Origin of the sequence: Collinsella tanakaei (genome assembly GCF_021531055.1) — a bacterium.
In the GTDB taxonomy this organism is placed as follows: domain Bacteria; phylum Actinomycetota; class Coriobacteriia; order Coriobacteriales; family Coriobacteriaceae; genus Collinsella; species Collinsella tanakaei_B.
In genome coordinates, this window is record NZ_JADYTL010000008.1 from 1 (window position 1) to 17,982 (window position 17,982).

At 66.4% G+C, this 17,982-nt stretch carries 15 protein-coding genes; 5 read left to right on the top strand and 10 right to left on the bottom strand.

From position 1 onward, the window contains the following. Positions 1–101 precede the first annotated feature (101 nt). Positions 102–1,385 carry an AlbA family DNA-binding domain-containing protein gene (locus tag I6E04_RS08110; RefSeq protein ID WP_235422688.1) on the top strand — a complete coding sequence of 428 codons (1,284 nt, stop codon included), beginning with the start codon at positions 102–104 and terminating at the stop codon, positions 1,383–1,385. Positions 1,386–1,535: 150 nt separating this feature from the next. On the opposite strand, the gene I6E04_RS08115 is transcribed toward I6E04_RS08110, so the two are convergent. The 9 genes from I6E04_RS08115 to I6E04_RS08155 form a co-directional block, all read right to left on the bottom strand. Then, complete coding sequence (locus I6E04_RS08115) at positions 1,536–2,441, bottom strand: UTP--glucose-1-phosphate uridylyltransferase (protein ID WP_235422689.1); 906 nt, start codon at positions 2,439–2,441, stop codon at positions 1,536–1,538. Between the two features lie 341 nt (positions 2,442–2,782). Beyond that, the gene (locus tag I6E04_RS08120) at positions 2,783–3,643 is read right to left on the bottom strand and encodes an alpha/beta hydrolase (protein ID WP_235422690.1); all 861 of its coding nucleotides are present in this window, start codon (positions 3,641–3,643) and stop codon (positions 2,783–2,785) included. 66 nt (positions 3,644–3,709) lie between these two features. Then, positions 3,710–4,588, bottom strand: a complete 879-nt coding sequence (locus I6E04_RS08125; protein WP_235422691.1) for a dihydrodipicolinate synthase family protein — start codon at positions 4,586–4,588, stop codon at positions 3,710–3,712. A 52-nt stretch (positions 4,589–4,640) separates the two neighbouring features. After that, positions 4,641–5,438, bottom strand: coding sequence for an amidohydrolase family protein (locus I6E04_RS08130; protein ID WP_235422692.1), 798 nt, complete (start codon positions 5,436–5,438; stop codon positions 4,641–4,643). A gap of 106 nt (positions 5,439–5,544) precedes the next feature. Next, a complete protein-coding gene (locus I6E04_RS08135) occupies positions 5,545–6,336 on the bottom strand; it encodes an SDR family oxidoreductase (protein ID WP_235422693.1) in 792 nt (263 codons plus the stop codon). A 79-nt stretch (positions 6,337–6,415) separates the two neighbouring features. Next, entirely contained in the window at positions 6,416–7,924 is a 1,509-nt protein-coding gene (locus I6E04_RS08140; protein ID WP_235422694.1) for a UxaA family hydrolase, read from the bottom strand. Positions 7,925–8,137: 213 nt separating this feature from the next. Continuing rightward, positions 8,138–8,518, bottom strand: a complete 381-nt coding sequence (gene rplL / locus I6E04_RS08145) for a 50S ribosomal protein L7/L12 (protein WP_235422695.1) — start codon at positions 8,516–8,518, stop codon at positions 8,138–8,140. Between the two features lie 102 nt (positions 8,519–8,620). After that, positions 8,621–9,142, bottom strand: a complete 522-nt coding sequence (gene rplJ, locus I6E04_RS08150; RefSeq protein ID WP_235422696.1) for a 50S ribosomal protein L10 — start codon at positions 9,140–9,142, stop codon at positions 8,621–8,623. A gap of 413 nt (positions 9,143–9,555) precedes the next feature. After that, complete coding sequence (locus I6E04_RS08155) at positions 9,556–10,695, bottom strand: pyridoxal phosphate-dependent aminotransferase (RefSeq protein WP_235422697.1); 1,140 nt, start codon at positions 10,693–10,695, stop codon at positions 9,556–9,558. Positions 10,696–10,886: 191 nt separating this feature from the next. Between I6E04_RS08155 and I6E04_RS08160 the strand changes: the two genes are divergently transcribed. The 3 genes from I6E04_RS08160 to I6E04_RS08170 all read left to right on the top strand — a co-directional run bounded on the left by I6E04_RS08160 (position 10,887) and on the right by I6E04_RS08170 (position 14,656). Beyond that, on the top strand, positions 10,887–11,498 hold the full coding sequence (locus tag I6E04_RS08160) for a hypothetical protein (protein ID WP_235422698.1): 612 nt from the start codon (positions 10,887–10,889) through the stop codon (positions 11,496–11,498). A gap of 117 nt (positions 11,499–11,615) precedes the next feature. Next, on the top strand, positions 11,616–13,355 hold the full coding sequence (locus tag I6E04_RS08165; RefSeq protein ID WP_235422699.1) for a TerB N-terminal domain-containing protein: 1,740 nt from the start codon (positions 11,616–11,618) through the stop codon (positions 13,353–13,355). Further along, positions 13,352–14,656 (top strand): ATP-binding protein, encoded by a 1,305-nt coding sequence (locus I6E04_RS08170; protein ID WP_235422700.1) that lies wholly within the window; start codon positions 13,352–13,354, stop codon positions 14,654–14,656. The genes I6E04_RS08165 and I6E04_RS08170 overlap by 4 nt, the downstream gene beginning before the upstream one ends. Positions 14,657–14,982: 326 nt before the next feature. On the opposite strand, the gene I6E04_RS08175 is transcribed toward I6E04_RS08170, so the two are convergent. After that, positions 14,983–16,611: a 4Fe-4S dicluster domain-containing protein gene (locus tag I6E04_RS08175; RefSeq protein WP_235422701.1), complete on the bottom strand. Its 1,629-nt coding sequence runs from the start codon at positions 16,609–16,611 to the stop codon at positions 14,983–14,985. A gap of 263 nt (positions 16,612–16,874) precedes the next feature. Between I6E04_RS08175 and I6E04_RS08180 the strand changes: the two genes are divergently transcribed. Beyond that, positions 16,875–17,951, top strand: coding sequence for an ABC transporter substrate-binding protein (locus I6E04_RS08180; protein WP_235422702.1), 1,077 nt, complete (start codon positions 16,875–16,877; stop codon positions 17,949–17,951). The last annotated feature ends 31 nt before the right edge of the window (positions 17,952–17,982 follow it).

Here is a 17,982-nt window from a genome sequence, read left to right on the forward strand (position 1 = left end):
CCGCCGAGCCCCGTCCACATGACGTCCCGTCGCACGAAAACCCCTGCCCCACCTCCGCGCCACGCGATGGGTATACTGCGGACAACGGACGGGAGGTCACGATGTTCAGCCCCTTCAAAGACGACCGCGGCGCACCCAAGGCGCTTACCGACATCACCTATGCCGACCTCGAGCAGCTGCGCGATCTCGAAGAGGGCTACGTCCTCGAGTTCAAGCGGAGCTACTCCCCCACTGTTGCCAAGAAGATCCCCAAGATCATCGCCTCGTTCGCCAACTCGTCGGGCGGCTGGCTCGTCATCGGCATCGCCGACGACGATCGCAGCCTGTGTCCGGTGCCGCGCCTCGGCGCCGACTACAGCCAGATGATCGGCGAGCTATGCCGGCGCCACGTGAGCCCGACGCCGCGCTTCGACGTGCGATTCGTGACGGACCCGGCCGCCCCGGATCAGGGCGTCATCGTCGTGCAGGTCTTCGAGGGCGATTTCCCTCCGTACGTTGCCGACGGCGTGGTCGACGTGCGCGAGGGGTCCACATCGGGCCCTGCGGTGGGATCGGCCCTCGTCGAACTGTACGGCAAGGCGACGAGGCGGCGCGCCGAGATCGCCGCGTTCTGCCACCGCTCGGTGTTCTACGCCGCCGCGGATACACCGCTGTTCAACCTCTACATGTTCCGTATGGGAAAGCGCGTCTCGGATACGCCGACGCGCGATACCATCAACGAGCATGCGCAGACCATGCGGGCGGCGTTTCGCCGCATGGGGCTCGCCTGTCGCGTCCACCATGCACACGATTCACTCATCTTCAGCGTTCCCACCCGCGACGACCCGCGCATCCCCCACTCGGCCATCGAGCTGTTCGCCGACGAATCGATGAAGCTCTCCGTCCCCGCCATCCTGCTTACGAACGCCGAGCGAGAGCGCATCGTTGCCCGCTTCGCGTTCGAGGACGTTAAGGCCGACGACACCGAGCGCAACCCACCCCAGCGCGCCACGGAGCTGCGCATCATGAGCTCTGCCGACACACTCGCCCGTGTGACCCGCATGGCGTCGATCCTCGACCGCTACGTACGCGGGCGCACGCTCGCCTGGCAGCAGTACGCCGTCGCCTATGAGCTCGAGAACCTCGCCGGCGTGGTGCTGTGGAGCGAGGAGCCGAGCTACCTGGACTACGTCCGCACGCGCGGGCCGCTGTTCTGCGCGACCACCGACTGCCTGTCGCGCGTGCGCTACCTCGACGACGGCGCTCACGATTCGTTCCGCGCGCGGCAGTTCGCCGGCAGCCACTTCTTCGAGGCGTGCGGCCTTCCGCTGGGCTCACCCGACCCGACCGACAGCGCCCTCGTGGAGGCCCTGCTGCGCAGCGCCCACGGAGCCGCCAAGCCGTAACGGCGCGGAAAACGTCTGACCCGATTTCGCGCCGCAACCTGATTTCGCGCCGACGAACGGGCACGCACATGAAAAAGGGGTCGCGGATGCGACCCCTTCGCGGTTCACCATGTGAAAGTCGTCTGGCGTGCTTTCACGCCGGCCGGTGGGTTAGCGCTTGAGACCGCCGCGCTCGTCGATGGCCTCCCAGAAGGCGTCGCGGAAACGCGGGTCCTCGGCAGCCATCAGGGCGTTCGTGGCCACCCAGCCGGAGGGGGTGCCGGTATCGAAGCCCGAGAGCGGATCGATGACGACGGCGTACATGGCCTCGCGCTCGAGGCTGCGCGCCATGGCGTCGGTCAGCTGGACCTCGCCGCCCTTGCCGGGCTGCTGGTCGCCCAGAAGGTCCATGACGAGCGGGCTCAGCAGGTAGCGGCCCACGATGTAGAGGTTCGAGGGCGCCTCGTCGGCGGCGGGCTTCTCCACCAGGCCGGAGATACGCCACACCGCACCGGGCTCGTCGTCGGCGACGTTGTCGGCACCGGGCAGCGAGCCCACACGCTCGCCCCCGATGATGCCGTAGCGCGACACCTCGTCGGGCGCGCACGGGGCGACCGCGATCACGGAAGCGCCGGCATGGGCGGCCGAGACCTCCATCATCTTGGTGCAGATGTCGCGGCTGGGAACGACGTAGTCGCCGAGCAGCACGAGGAAGCTCTCACCGGCGACGGCGTCGGCGGCCGAACGGATCGCGTGACCTAGGCCGCGTGGCTCGTACTGGTAGCGGAAGTCGACGGGCATGTTGCCGGCGTTGGCGACGGCGTCGGCGTAGGCCGCCTTGCCGCGCTCGCGCAGCAGGCCCTCGAGCGAACGATCGGGCTGGAAGTAGCTGAGGAGCTCGGGCTTGCCCGGAGAGGTGACGATGATGACGTCGTCGATGTCCTCCGGCTCGAGCGCCTCCTCGACCACGTACTGGATGACCGGCTTGTCGAGCACCGGCAGCATCTCCTTGGGCGTGCACTTGGTCGAGGGCAAAAAGCGGGTCCCGAGGCCCGCTGCGGGTATGATGGCCTTCATGGTCGGTAACGATTCCTTTCGAAGCGCGGCACCTCGCGAGAAGCGTGCCGGCCGTCATGACGCCGTGCCTTTTATCTGGCGTCCACGGATTCTTGTGCGAGGGTACCCCAAAACCCCAGCCCCGTGCAGACGACATGGAAAACTGCGCCGGAAATGCGCAGACATCGAGCATTTGCCGAGAATCGGTACACGTTTTGTGCACTGCATACCGAAAACGGGCCAGTCCGCACGCGATGATGGGACGAAACGGACAGGCCGCCTCGCCCCATCTCCCATGCGAACGGATGAAAAGCCGGCGGGTAGCCGCGCGCCATCCCCACGCGCACGCTGCAGCCCACGCGCTAGAGCCCGACGTTGCCGCTATTCACGCCCGCCTGCGCGTCGCCGAGTGGCAGCCACTCGACCACGTGCTCGATATACCGGTTCCAAAACGCCCAGTTGTGACCGCCGGGGCCTTCCTCATACGTCACGTCGTACCCCAACGCGCGCAGGCGGCGCAGGGTCTCGAGATTCGCCTCGTACAGGCCGTCGTCCACGCCGCATGCCAGGTAGATCTTGGGGAGCGGTGCGCTGCTCTCGACGAGCTGCTCGGCAAGCCACGTGGGGTCCTTGTCGCTACCCCGCACGGCGTCGGCATCCCCGTACACCGCCTCCGTGAACGCCCGGGACTCGAAGAAGCGCGACACGTCGTCGGTGCGCTCGGCGAACCCGTCGACCAGAAACGCGCCGGAAAGCGACGCGATGCGCCCGAACGTGCCCGCATAGCGAAAGCCGTTGCGAAACGCCCCGTACCCGCCCATCGACAGGCCGCCGATGAAGGTGTCCTCGCGCCGCGTGGACAGCGGGAACATCGCGCGCGTGAGCGCCACGAGCTCCTCGCCGATGAACCGGCCGTAGTAGTCGTGACTCGCGGGCTGGTCGACATAGGCGCGATTGTCGCCCGACGGCATGACCACGGCCAGGTCGCGCTCCTCCGCCCAGCGCTGGATGCACGAGCCGCTCACCCAGTCGGTGTAGTTGCCGAAGATGCCGTGCAGCAGGTAGAGAGTCTTGAAGCCGCCATCAGGCACGTGCGGCGAAAACGCCCCGGTCGCACCGTCGCGCATCAGGGCGTCGGTCTGCTTGTCGACCGGCAGGATCACGTTGACCGGCACGGTGCGCATCAGCGCGCCGGAAAACAGGTTCACGGTGATGAGCGCCATGGCCCCTCCCCTTCAAACGGACGGCGGGCGGACGCCGATCCTCGACATCCGCCCGCCGGACGACGGCTATCCCAGCAGCTCGCGCACCCGCTCGATCTGCTCCGGCGTCGCCTGGAGCGCCGGATCGGAGATCTTGGTCGAGATGGGCAGGCCCTTGACCATCACCGCCGCCTTGATGGACGAGATGAACAGGTCGCACACATCGTAGACCGCCATGAGCCGCGAGATGCGCTCGGCGCAGGCGATAGCACCGGCAAAGTCGCCCGCTTGGTAGGCGGCGTGCATGCGCGCGAACAGCTCCGGCTCCACGTTGGTGAGACCGCACAGCACGCCGTTGCCACCCGACACGCGGTTGACCAGATAGTACTCGTCGAAGCCCGACAGCACGGAGAAGTCGGGGTTCACCGCGCGCACCGCCGCGATGACCTTACGCGTATGGCTGATGGTGTCCACGGTGTCCTTGATGCCGCAGATGTTGGGATACGCGCGGGCGAGATCGGCCACGAGCTCGGGCGACAGGTCGGTACCCGTGCGCGCCGGGAAGTTGTAGAGGACGATCGGCAGGGAGGTCGCCTGCGCGATGGCGCCGAAGTACTCCTTGGCGGTCGCGTCGGTCGGTCCGAAGTAATAGGGGGACACCGCCACGATGCCGTCGGCGCCCGTCTGCTCGGCGAAGCGCGTGAAGTCGAGCACGCGCGCCATCACCGTGTCGCCCACACCGGCGAGCACCTTCATGCGCCCGGCGACGCGCTCGACGGCGAAGGCGAGCGCGGCCTTCTTGTCCTCGAGCGAATACGCGTAGAACTCGCCGATGCTGCCGAACAGCAGCACGCCGTCGATACCCGCGTCGGCCAGATGGTCGAGATGGGCGCCCCACAGCTCGTAGTCGATCTTCCCCTCGTCGTCGGCGATGGTGATCGACGGGCAGTAGATTCCCTCGAACATGTCGTTTCCTCCCTTGGCTATCCGGGACCGCGCGGCCCCGGCGACGATGGACCTACAGCGAAAGGCCGTAGGCGCGCACCGCGTTGTTCATGAAAAAGTCCTCGTCGTCGCCGAACGTATCGCGCAGCAGGCCGAAATGCTCGGCGAACGTGGAGTACAGCTCGACCACCGGCCAGTTGGACGCGTACAGCAGGCGATCGGCGGCAAACGTCTCGCGCACGAAGGCGAGCAGCTCGGCGACGAAACCCGCATCGGCGGTGGGATAGCCCGACACCTTGACGTAAAGGTTGGGCAGCGACGCCATGCGCTCCATCACCGAACACCACGCATCGCTCAGGCACTCGACGTTGCCCAGGTGGTTGAGGATCACCGTCGCCTCCGGCACCTGGGAGAACGACTCGTAGGCGTCCTCGAGCTCGTCGACGCGGTTGCATGACTCGAACGGCTTGCCGGCGGCGGCGAGCGCGCGCAGACCCTCGATGAAGCTCGGCTCCAGGCAACGCCCGCGCGGCTCGGCATCGATATGCAGCGGCTCGCGGATGCCCGTCGCATGCAGCGGCACGCGCATCCACGGGCTCACCTCGCTGCGCAGCATCGCGGCGAGCACGCGCGGCTCATGCGCCATGAGGTCGAAGACGATGCCGTCCTCGGCGACCGGGTCGGCGCAGTCGACCTCCACGTACACGCCGCCGGTGAACTCCACGCCCGGAAGCTCGGCATAGGCGGCGGCCAAATCGTCGAACCGATACGTGTGCGAGATGGTCCCGTCGGTGCCCGTAAGCCACGGCAGACTTTGGGTGACGAGGTCCCAGACATGGAAATGCGAATCGATGACCTTCAGATCGGACATGGGCTCCCCTTCTTCCCTGCGTTCCGCGCCCGGCGTGCCCGCCGCGCGTGGAATCGCCCATCGTGCCGTGGCGCATGCGCGGGCGCAAGCACCCGCACGGCCACCCTTACGTCAGGGCGCGATCCAGGTCGACGTAGCCGCCGTCGACGTTCAGCCACTGCCCCGTGGTGTGCGACGCGCGGTCGGACAACAGGAAGCACACGGTGTCGGCGATCTCCTCGACCGTGGTCATGCGATGGCCCAGCGGGATCTTGTCGGTGATGAGCCGCAGACGCGCCTCCTGCGCCGCCTCGTCGCCGAACGTCTGGATCCACTTGGCGTACAGCGGCGTCCACGCCTCGGCGACGACGATGGCGTTCACGCGCACCTCGTCTTCGGCGAGGGCGGCCGCCCACTCGCGCGTGAGACCCAGGATGGCGCCTTTCGCCGCGGCGTAGGCGCTCGTCTTGCCCTGGCCGGTGAGCGCCACCTTGGACGAGATGTTCACGATGGAGCCCTTCGACTCCTTGAGATACGGCAACGCCTGGTGGACGAGCTCGTAGTAGTGCGTGAGGTTGCCGTGCAGCGAGGCCTCGAAGTCCCGCCAGCTCGTCGTCTCCACATCGAGGTTGTCGTTGCGCCCGGCGTTGTTCACGATGCCGTCGATGCGACCGTACTTGCGGTAGGTCTCCTCGACGATCGGCGCGATCGCGTCGGTGTCCGATAGGTCGATGAAGTGGATGTCGAACGTATCGGTGATCTGGGAGAGCTCGGCGGTGAACTCGTCCTCCACGCCGTCCTTGCGGTTCAGGACGACCGGGATGGCGCCCTCGCGGGCCAGCTGGAAGACGATGCCCTTGCCGATTCCCTTGAATCCTCCCGTGACGATGACGACGTTGCCCTCAAGATGCAGATTCATGTCCATCCCTTCCATCGGATGCGGTGAGCATGGTTGATATGTCAACTATGACACATCGGCGGCCGCTTCGGGCGCACGGTTACATATAGTTGCAGATGTGCGGCAGCGCGGTCTCGGTGTAGCCGAGCGCCTCGGCGCAGGTGGGCTCGCCGCAGCAGACGTCGATGATCCGGTCGATGAAGCGATCGCGCAGCTCGAGCATGCTGTCGGGACCGTAGATCGTGGCACTCGCGTCGAAGTCGGTGTTGTCGGCCATGGTGGCAGCCGTGCGCGGGTTTGCCGTCAGGCGGTAGACCGGCGCGATGGAATTGCCCGTGGGCGTGCCTAAACCGGTGGAGAAGACGACGAGCTGGCAGCCGCCGGCGACGAGCCCCATGACGGAGGAGGGGTCGTTGCCCGGGGTGTCCATGATGACGAGGCCCTCGTGCGCGGCGAGCTGCGCGGCATATGGGTACACCGCCGTGATGGGGCTGTGGCCGCCCTTGTGGATGCAGCCGAGGGACTTCTCCTCGAGCGTGGTGAGGCCGCCGGCCATGTTGCCGGGGCTGGGGTTGCCCTCGCGCATCTCGGCGCCGAACATCTGCACGTAGGCCTCGTAATCGGCGACGATCTTCAGGATCTGCGCCCCGACCTCGGGCGTCGCGGCCCGGCGCGCGAGGATGTGCTCGCCGCCGAACAGCTCGGGCGTCTCGCACAGAACCGAGGTACCGCCCTGGGCGACCAGCCAATCGGAAACCTCGCCGATGAGCGGGTTGGAGCCAAGGCCGCTCGAGGTGTCGGAGCCGCCGCAGTTGGTCCCGAGGACGAGCTCGGAGATCGGGCACTCGACACGGCGCTCGAGGGCGGCCGCGGCGGCGAGCTCGCGTGCGATGCGCGTGCCCTCCTCGACGGCCTTGATGGAACCGCCGACCTGCTGGATGACGAGCGTGCGGACCGGCTTGTCGGTACGGGCGCGGATCGCGTCGACGACCAGGTCGTTTTGACAGCCCTCGCAGCCGAGCGAGACGGCGAGCACCGAGTGGATGTTGGGGTTCGCGGCCATGCCGGCCATCGTGTCGATGGTCACCTGCTGATCGACGTTCACCTGCGAGCAGCCGTTCTGATTGTGGAAGGACACGCAACCCGCAACCGCGTCGGCGATGCGCTCGGTGGTGTCCGAGGCGCAGATGCTCGTGGGCAGGATGAGCACGTGATTGCGGATGCCCACGCGGCCGTCCGAGCGGCGATAGCCCCAAAAGGTGCGGGTGGCATGCGTCTCCATATCGGCGTGCCCGGCGGAGGCGGTATCCTGCAGCGCGGCGTCGGCGTCCTTGAGCTCGTCGGAGCTCGCGCAGTTGTGCGTATGGACGTGGGCGCCCGCGGCGATGTCGCCCGTGGCCACACCGATGTACTCGCCGTACTTCACGACCTTGTCGCCGCGAGCGATATCGGCGCGCGCGATCTTGTGGAACAGCGGGATGTCCTCGACCACGGCGAGCCTGTGCGTGGCACCGTCGGCGGTCACGTACACCGCCTGCGCGCCCGCCTCGAGCGCCTCGATGGCGATGACGACGTTGTCCTTGGGATCGATGAGCACCGCATTCCTCATGGCGTGCCCCTTTCCGGTCGCGGCTCGTTCGTGCCACCCAGTATACGTGGGACCGCCGCAAAATGGGCCGGCGCACCAAATCCCGGCGTGAAATCCGGCCGCGGGTGCGACCCCACGCCCGCGAAGTAAATAAAAACAGGGGCCCGGTTACCCGGACCCCTGTAAAACAGCGGTTATGCTGCGAACTCGAGCAGACGGATCGCCTGCAGGAAGTTACTTGAGGGAGACGGCAGCGCCAGCAGCCTCGAGCTTCTCCTTGGCGGCCTCGGCGTCCTCCTTCTTGACACCCTCGAGAACGGCCTTGGGAGCGCCCTCGACGACCTCCTTGGCCTCCTTGAGGCCAAGGGAGGTGAGCTCACGGACGACCTTGATGACCTGGATCTTGTTGTCGCCGAAGCCCTCGAGCACGACGTCGAACTCGGTCTTCTCCTCCTCGGCAGCGCCAGCGCCACCAGCGGGGGCGGCCACGACGGCAGCCGGAGCGGCGGCGGACACGCCGAAGGTGTCCTCGATAGCCTTGACGAGCTCGGAAGCCTCGAGCAGGGTCATTTCCTTCAGAGCCTCGATGATCTCATCGGTGGTAAGCTTAGCCATTTTAAGCAATCCTTTCGGTTTCCCTGCTATGCAGGGAGATCTTTCTTGCATGGCGCGGGATGCGCCGGACTGGTGCGGGCGTGTGCCCGCGGGCAGGCGACCTTAGGCCGCCTTCTGCTCGGAAACCTGCTGGATCGAGCGAGCGAGACCGCTGGAGACGCCGTTGACGCAAACAGCGATGTCGCGGGCGAAGCCGGAGATAAGGCCGGCGATCTGGCCCAGGAGCTGGTCCTTGGTCGGCAGCTCGGCGATGGCGTTGACCTCCTCGGCGGAGACGGCCTTGCCCTCGGAGATACCGCCCTTGATCTCGAGCACGCCCTTGGACTTCGTCGCGAAGTCCTTGAGGGCCTTGGCAGCCTCGACGGGCTCGTTCTCATAGAACACGTAGGCGACGGGGCCGACGAGGATGTCGTCGATCTCGGGCTGGCCCTGGTTCTTGAGCGCGATGCGAACGAGGTTGTTCTTGTAGACCTTCATCTCGGCACCGGTCTCGCGCAGCGTGTGACGCAGCGTCTCGGCCTGCTTCACGGTGAGGCCGTTGTAGTTGACGACGAACACACCGTTGTTGCTCTCGATGCGGGACTCGATCTCGGCGACCTTGTCGATCTTGTACTGCTGTGGCATGTGGATTACACCTCCTCCTCTTTTTCTCTCGGCACAAACCCGTGCGAAGACGTGACGGGGGCATGTCTTGAGAAAAAGAAGCCCCCGCGCTGCATAGAGCGACGGGGGCGAGAAGACATATCTGCTCGACCACCTCGGCTGGCGGGTTACCCCTTTGAGCCTCGGGGCGCATGTGCGACCCTGCGGCACCGGCTGTCTCTGGCAGCGGATTCGTGCGTGAACCGTATGTAGTATGCACAACGCCGCAGCGCGCGTCAAGCGTCGCGCCCCGCGCACAAACCCTCCACGCCCCAAGAATGTAATAAAACCCCAGGGGTTATATTACATCCAGGAAAACGTCCGCAGTCCCCTCCCAATGCCGCCAGGTGACTCATGTAATAAAACCCCGGGGGTTTTATTACATGCAGGGGACGTCAGGAGACGAATGCCGCCAGGCGACGGAGCGCCTCGTCGAGGTCCCCGTCCGACACGCAAAACGACAGGCGCACATGGCCGGGGGCGCCGAAGCACGATCCGGGCACGAGCCCCACGCCCGCCTCGACGATCGCGCGCTCGCAGAACTCCTCATCGTCCATACCCGTCGCCGTGATATCGGGAAACGCGTAGAACGCGCCGCGCGGGCGACGCGTCGGCAGCCCCATGGCGCGCAGCCCGTCGACCACACGATCGCGACGTCGCCGGTAGATCTCGACCATCGGCGCGGGGTCGCAACCGAGCGCGACCTCGGCGGGCGCCATGCAGAACATCACGGACGACGAGGCGGCGCTCTGGTGCGCCTTGGCGATCTGGGACACCAGCGGTTCGGCCGCCGCGATCCAGCCCATGCGCCACCCCGTCATGGCCCACGGCTTGGAGAAGCTGTCGATCACGACGGTCCGGTCGCGCAGCTCCGGATGACGCGTCGCGAAGCACTCGCACGCGCCGTCGTACACGAGCCGGTTGTACACGTCGTCGCTGATCACGTAGACGCCGAACTCCCCCGCCACGCGCGCGACCGCGTCGAGCGATGCCGCATCGAGCATGCAGCCGGTCGGGTTGTTGGGCGAGTTGATGACGATGGCCTTCGTGGCGGGCGTGACCAGCGCGCGCAAAGCGTCCTCGTCGATCTGGAAATCCCACGGGGAGGTGTCGAGCCGCACGGGGCGGGCGTGGTTCATGCGCGTGACCGCCTCGTAGGACACGAAGGCGGGCACCGGGATGATGACCTCGTCGCCGGGATTCAGCAACGCGAGCAACGTCGACGAGATCGCCTCGGTCGCGCCGAGCGTCACCACGACCTCCTCCGGCGCGAACGCGAGGCCCTGTTCCGCCATGTACCCGGAGATGGCCTCACGCAGCGCGGGCGTGCCCGCATTGGGCGCGTAGTGGGTCTCACCGCGGTCGAGCGCCGCCTTGGCCTCGGCGCGGATCGCCTTGGGCGTATCGAACTCCGGCTCGCCGAGCGCGAGCGAGATGCAGTCGGGCGTCTGCGCCGCCAACGTGCTGATGCGTCGGATGGCGGAGGGTTGCATGGCGACGATGGCCGAGTTGACGGGGCGAGGTGAAGCTGCCATGGCGGACCTCCGGATGCTGCGTGGATCGAAGTGGTGGCGTCTATTGTCTCATGACAGGCGGCGTTGGGCGCGCGAACGGGTCCCTGGCGCCCCATCGTTTCGGATCGGTTACGCACGCGGACGCGCCTGCGGGCATCCGAGCGGCTACAATGACCAGGATGGCCGAGGTTCACATGATGATGAGGGGGAAGATGGACGACACGCTGCGACACGTCGTGCTCGTCGACGCCGACGGCGACGCCGGGGCGGCGCGCCTGCTGCTCGACGACTTCGCCGACGCCCTGTGCGCATATGCGCGCATGGGCGGGGCCGAACCCCCGACCGTCACATGGGCCGATGACGGAACATGCGAGGACGACGCCCTCGATTGCGGGGTCGTCGCGTTCCGCATCCGGGAGGGAACACCCGCATCGCGGCCGACCGACGCGCTGGATATGGTCGGTGCCCCGAACGGCATGCCTTGTTACCTGCTGTGCTGCACCGACGACTTCGATCCGGCAGATGCCCTTCCCTCCGTCACGGCATATGCTCGGGAATGCGAGGCGGCGGGCCTTATCTGTCGTGGCGGCGTCATCGTGGGCGGCGGCGCCCTCGTGCCACGTACCGCCAAAAGCCCCCGCATGGGAACACTGCGCCGGTGGCGCTCGGAGGCGACGGACGCCCTGATCGCCGCCGTTCGCCTGCAATGCGGTGTCGACGAGGCGGCGGCGATCACGCGCGACACGACGCGCCGGCGCGAGCAGGGCTTCATCCTCGCCCGCTGCCCGATCCCCCGCTGGGCCTATCGCCTCTTCCTCCGCTGACGCGTCCCCCACGTCTCGCATGTCCCAAAAGGGGCATGCGGCAATCGAACATCTGTTTGCGTCTGTGGTATGATGATAGGTCACCTAGAGGTGAGTCGAGACGGGAGAGGAGGACCTATGGCGGACGTGCAGCGCATCATCGAGCAGATCCTGAACGCAGAGCGCCTCAAGCGCAGTTCCCATTTCTCCGAACGCGTCTACACGGACGAGCCGATTCTGACGACCGGTCGCCAGATGGCCTCCTACCTGCCCGACCGCTACCGCGAGATGCGCGCGATCTCACGCTGGCAGCCGGACCCCCAGGGCAACAGGGGACGCTGGCTCACGGAAGCGGAGCTGTTCTACCGCCAAGGCGTCTTCATGGAGGACTTCGAGGACGACTGCCCCTATCACGGCACGTTCAAGTCGTTCTTCCCCACCTACAACGCCATGAGCGACCGACAGCTGCGCGGATACTTCACCTGGCGCGCAGCGGTGCGTAAAGGACACATCGAGGAGACGTCCCTCTCCTTCGCCTACGTCTATATCTACGAGCTGCTGTGCGGTATCGGGGTGACGAGCGCCGAGGAGGGTTTCTCCAAGCTGACGACGTTTTGGGAGGCATACCGCGGCTTTGCCCCCGAGATCGACCGGTACCTGCGCGTATGGACCCAAGACTACGTCGTCTACCACGGTCTCGACCCGCAGCTTTTGGCTGATTGGAAAAGCGTCGCCTTCGACCGCAAACTCATCGAACTCCAGCGCCTCACCGACGAGGCCCTCGCGCGTCTCGGGCGCGCGCAAGGCGGCGGCGCCAAACGAAACCACGCCGGCTCACTGCTGCCCCCCGACACCGCATTCGAGGAGCGGCTGCTCGACGCGATCGACGCGCTGTCGACCTACCGCATCGCCGGCTCCAAGCTCTATCGCCACGACCCTGACGGCGTCCGCCACGTCGCCTGCGCCGTCTACGTGCAACTCGCCGCGTACTACCTGCGACAGCGCAAGCACGGCATCATCGAGAGCCTGTTCGGCACGATGTCGGCACTGCCCTACACCATGTTCGCCTCCGCCGTGTTCTTCGAGCGCGCGCGGCACCCCGACACCGTCTTCGAACTCGACGAGATCCATCGTTTCACCTGCGCAAACGGCCTGTGGACGTGCGAGCGCGTACACGGCAACCGCGGACGCAGCGCCAAGATCGGCGACGCGATGCATGCCGTCGACCGCATGTTTCGCGAAGCGGTCGCCTTCGACGCCCCGCTCAAGGACGAGGGCTCTCCCAAGTACCTCAGGCGCATCGTCGAGCGCGAAATCGAAGGCTGGCTTAGCTGGCACAGCGCGCATGCGCCGCGCGTGATCGACATCGACCTGGCGAAACTCTCCGGCATCCGCAGCGCCGCCGCCCAGACGCGCGAGGCGCTGCTGATCGACGAGGAACGCGAAGAGGCGGATGCCGGTACGGACGCGCATGATGAGGTGATTGTCGACGCGGACGAGACCCCGCACGTAGACGGCACCGCGTCCGCACCCGATGCTACGATGGATGCGGCCGACGTCGGTAAGGTCGAGCAGATGGCCACGGCGGCGCCCGACGAGCCGCGCGCGCCCGTCGAGAAGCCGCCCGTCGCCGAGGCACCCGAGGCGCACGGGCCGCTGTCGCCCACCCAAGCCGCCTACGCGCGCGCCCTGCTCGCAGGAGATGCAGCAGCGGCCCGCACGGCAGCGGAGGCGAGCCGCGCGTCGGAGGACATGCTCGTCGATGCGATCAACGAGGCTCTGTTCGACACCCTCGGCGACACCGCGATCGAATTCGGGGCGGACGGCCCGCAGATCGTCGAGGACTACCGGGAAGATGTGGAGGAGCTGCTCGCATGAGTGATATGAACGCAACCGCGCCGCGTGTACCCAAGCGCGTCGCCGCCGTCATCCTGAACTCCCTGAAGGGCGGCGTGGTGCCCCGCATCGGCCTGCCCTACATCACCGTCGGGCGCGAGGTGGAGATCCGGGCGCTGCTCACCGACCTCGATCTCATCGCCGACGGCGGCGCCTCGTTCCGCTTCCTGGTGGGCCGCTACGGCGCGGGCAAGAGCTTTTTGCTGCAAACCATCCGCACACACGCCATGGGCGAGAATTTCGTCGTCGCCGACGCGGACCTGTCGCCCGAACGCCGCCTGCAAGGCGGCCAGGGACAGGGTCTTGCCACCTACCGCGAGCTCATCCGCAACCTCTCCACCAAAACGCGCCCCGAGGGCGGCGCGCTGGGCCTCGTACTCGACCGTTGGGTCACCCGCCTACAGGACGAGGGAGGCGACGGCATCCTCGAGCGCGCCCGCGCGAGCGTCGCCAACCTCGAGGAGCTCGTCCACGGGTTCGATTTCTCGCGGATGCTCATGCGTTATCTGCAGGCGAGCCTCGAGGGGGACGACGAGGTCAAATCGTGCGTCATGCGGTGGCTGCGCGGCGAGTACCGCACCAAGACCGAGGCCCGCACCGACCTGGGGTGTTCCACGGTCATCACCGACGACGACTGGTACGACTACATCAAGCTCATCGCCGCGTTCCTCACAAACGCCGGCTACCGCGGCCTGCTCGTGCTCATCGACGAGCTCGTCAACCTGTACAAGATCCCCAACGCCATCACCCGCCAGTACAACTACGAGAAGATCCTCACCATGTACAACGACACCCTGCAGGGCAAGGCGCATCACCTGGGGATCATCATGGGCGGCACGCCGACCTCCATCGAGGACCGTCGACGCGGCGTGTTTTCCTACGAGGCGCTGCGCAGCCGCCTCACGCAGGGGCGCTTTGCCCGCGAGGACATGCGCGACATGCTGGCGCCCATCATCCGACTGCATCCGCTCACCTACGAGGAGCTGCTCGTCCTCATCGAGAAGCTCGGGCAGATCCATGCCGGTTACTTCGGGTATGAGAACACGATCGGCGACGAGGACCTCGTGGCGTTTCTGAAGATCGAGTTCGGTCGCGTGGGCGCCGACACGCACCTCACCCCGCGCGAGGTGATCCGCGACTTCATCGAGCTGCTCGACATCGCCTACCAAAACCCCGATACCGACATCTCGGCGCTGCTGCGCGACGAGGGTGCCGTGACGGGTGCAGTCGGGGCCCCCGCGACCGACGACGGCGACGCCCCCTTCGCCGAGTTCACGATCTAAGCGGGGACGAAACAGTCGATTTGGTCTACCCAGATCTCTCGATGTTACGAAGTGCGTGTTTGAATCCGGAACCGCTTTGTATACCGCCCCCGCAGCAATTTCTGTACCTGCACTTATAATGCCGGGGCGAGTGCGTCTACTCGGGATTTCCCAAACGAAGCACTCACTTTGCAAATGCGTGACGGAATATGCCGAATCCCGGCACCGCCACGCCGTCTTGCCCCGTCATTCGGATCAAATCAGTCAGACAGCAGTGCCCAAAAGAAACGCGGCCGCCTCCCGATAGGAAGACGGCCGCGTTCGCATCATATCGAAGCGGATGACCCTTACGCCTCGGTATCAGGCGTCAGAGCCTCGTGGGCCTCGGCGACGGCGTCGGACTTGCCGTCCTCGGGGCGCTCGAGCTCGGGGATCCAGTCGATGTAGGCATCGTCCGGCGCGTTCTTGTGCGGCGAGCGCTTGGCGTAGGCCTTCACCATGGCAGCGGTCTTGGTGATGGACTGCAGCGTGCCGGCACCGGCTACGCAACCGCCCGGGCACGCCATGCCCTCGAGCAGGTAGCCGTCGTACTTGCCCTTGATGGCGTCCTTGAGCATCTTGCGGCAGTTGTCCAGACCCTCGGCGTTGGCGATCTTGACGATGCGCGAGGGATCGTCGCGATGGATGGCGTTGACCACGGCGTTGGCCACGCCACCGGCGACGGCGAAGTTACGGCCGTCGGTGGAAGCGACCTCGAAGTCGCTCGAGCCCTCGCCCGCGAGCTTGGTGTAGTCGATGTTCTTGGCCTCCATCATGCCCGCCATCTCCTCGAAGGTGAGCACGAAATCGACCTCGGACTTGACGGACTTGCGCTGGGCCTCGAGCTTCTTGGCCGAGCACGGTCCGACGAACACGATCTTGGCATCGGGATGCTGCTTGCGGATGAGGCGCGCGGTGAGCGTCATGGGCGTGAGGGCCATCGAGATGCAATCGGCATGCTCGGGGAACTCCATCTTGGCCATGACCGACCACGCGGGGCAGCACGAGGTACCCATGAACGGGATCTTCTCGGGGACCTCCTCGAGGAAGTCGCCGGCCTCCTGCACGGCGCACAGGTCGGCGCCGAGCGCGACCTCCTCCATGCCGGAGAAGCCGAGCTCCTTGAAGGCCTGGCGCAGCTTGTCGACGTTGCCCTTGCCGCCGAACTGGCCGACGAAGGCGGGCGCGACCTCGGCGATGACCTCCTTGCCCTCGCGGATGGCGTGGATGACCTGGAAGATCTGGCTCTTGTCGGCGATGGCGCCGAACGGGCAGTTGACCAGGCACTGGCCGCAGGAGACGCACTTGTCGTAGTCGATCTTGGCACGGCCCTGCTCATCGGAGCCGATGGCGTTCATGCCGCAGGCGGCGGCGCAGGGGCGCTCGTAGTGGTGGATGGCCGAATACGGGCACACGGTCGCGCAGCGGCCGCACTTGATGCACTTGGACTGGTCGATGTGAGCCTTGCCGTCAACGAACGAGATGGCGCCCTTGGGGCAGATCTCGCGGCAGGGGTGCGCCATGCAACCCTGGCAGGCGTCGCTCACGCGGTAGACGTTGTCCTCGCACGCGTTGCAGGCGAAATTGATGACGTTGATCAGCGGCGGCTCATAGTAGGTCTCGGGCTTGGCCGCCTCGGCCACGCCCTCGGAGAGCATGGCGGGCTTGTCCACGCCCTGCAGCGGCAGACCCATCGCCAGACGGATGCGCTCGCCCACGACGGCGCGCTCGATGAAGACGCTCTCGCGGTAGGTGGCCACGTCGCCCGGGATGATCTCGTAGGGCAGGTTGTCGACCCAGCCGTAGTCGTCGGTGTCGACGATACCGTCGCCGTCGACGTCGACGCCGCCCTGGTAGGCGATGCGCGCGACCTCTTTGAAGACGGTGCGCCGGATCTTGGTGAGGTTGGTGTCAACCCCGCGCATGGCGTTGCTCATATCGGATTCCCCTCTCGGAGGTTTTTACAGGCTTCACCATTTTATAATCGCCGGCGGCGATTTGTCCGCACTTTGCCGTCTTAAAAATCGAATTGGTGCACAAGACAAACACGCGCCCTCCGAAAGCCCGCGCGCCATGCGTATAATCGGGGGCAGCGACCCGTCTGCCACCCGCCCGATACCCGATTCGACACGCGCGACAGATGTCCGCCATCGTATGTGCGCGCTGTGCGCTCCGTTTTCTTCCGAAAGAAGGCACGCTCATGAAGCACCTGTCCCACCTCTCCGTCCCTCTGAACCGCCGTGCGCTCATCGCGTCCGCCGGCCTCGGTGCGGCGTCGCTCGGCGCCCTGCTCGCCGGCTGCGGCTCCGCACCCGCCGAGAACGGCTCTGCTACCGGCAGCGCACCTGCCGAGGCCGGCAGCGCCGAGACCTCCGAGGGTGTCGAGGTCCATGTCGCCTCGCTCAAGGGCCCGACCTCCATCGGACTCGTCACGTTCATGGACCAGGCCAAGAACCCCGATATGTTCACCAACAGCTACGACTTCCAGATCATGACCGCCGCCGACGAGATCTTGCCCCTGGTCATCAAGGGCGACATCGACATCGCGCTCATCCCGGCAAACGCCGCCTCCGTGCTGTACAACAAGACCGAGCAGGGCATCACCTGCCTGGACATCAACACGCTCGGCGTGCTGTCCGTGGTGACCGGCGACACGTCGGTGACGAGCTTCGAGGACCTCGAGGGCCGTACCGTCTACCTCACCGGCAAGGGGACGACGCCCGAGTACACCATGAACTACCTGCTCGACGCCGCCGGCATCGCCGATTCCGTGACGCTCGAGTTCAAGAGCGAGGCCGCCGAGGTCGTGAGCGTGCTCGCCGCCGACGCCACCGCCGTGGGCGTGCTGCCGCAGCCCTTCGTGACCGCCGCGCTCACCAAGAACGACGCGCTCGGCGCCCCCGTCGACCTCACCGACGTCTGGGCACGGTATGCCGAGGAGGGCAGCCAGCTCGTGACCGGCGTCACCGTGGTGCGCAACGAGTTTTTGGACGAGCATCCGCAGGCCGTGACGGAGTTCGTGGTCTCGCAGGCCGCCTCCGTCGACACCGTGAACGACGACCCCGCGACCGCCGCCCCGCTCGTGGTGGAAGCCGGCATCATCGATGCCGAGCCCGTGGCCGAGAAGGCCATCCCGGCATGCCATCTGGTGTGCATCACGGGCTCCGAGATGCAGGAGGCGCTGTCCGGCTACCTCAAGGTCCTCTACGATGCCGACCCCGCATCCGTGGGCGGCGCCCTGCCCGAGGACCTGTTCTACACCGCCTACGAGGGATAACGATCGCGGCGGCGGGGCGCCACGCGGACGC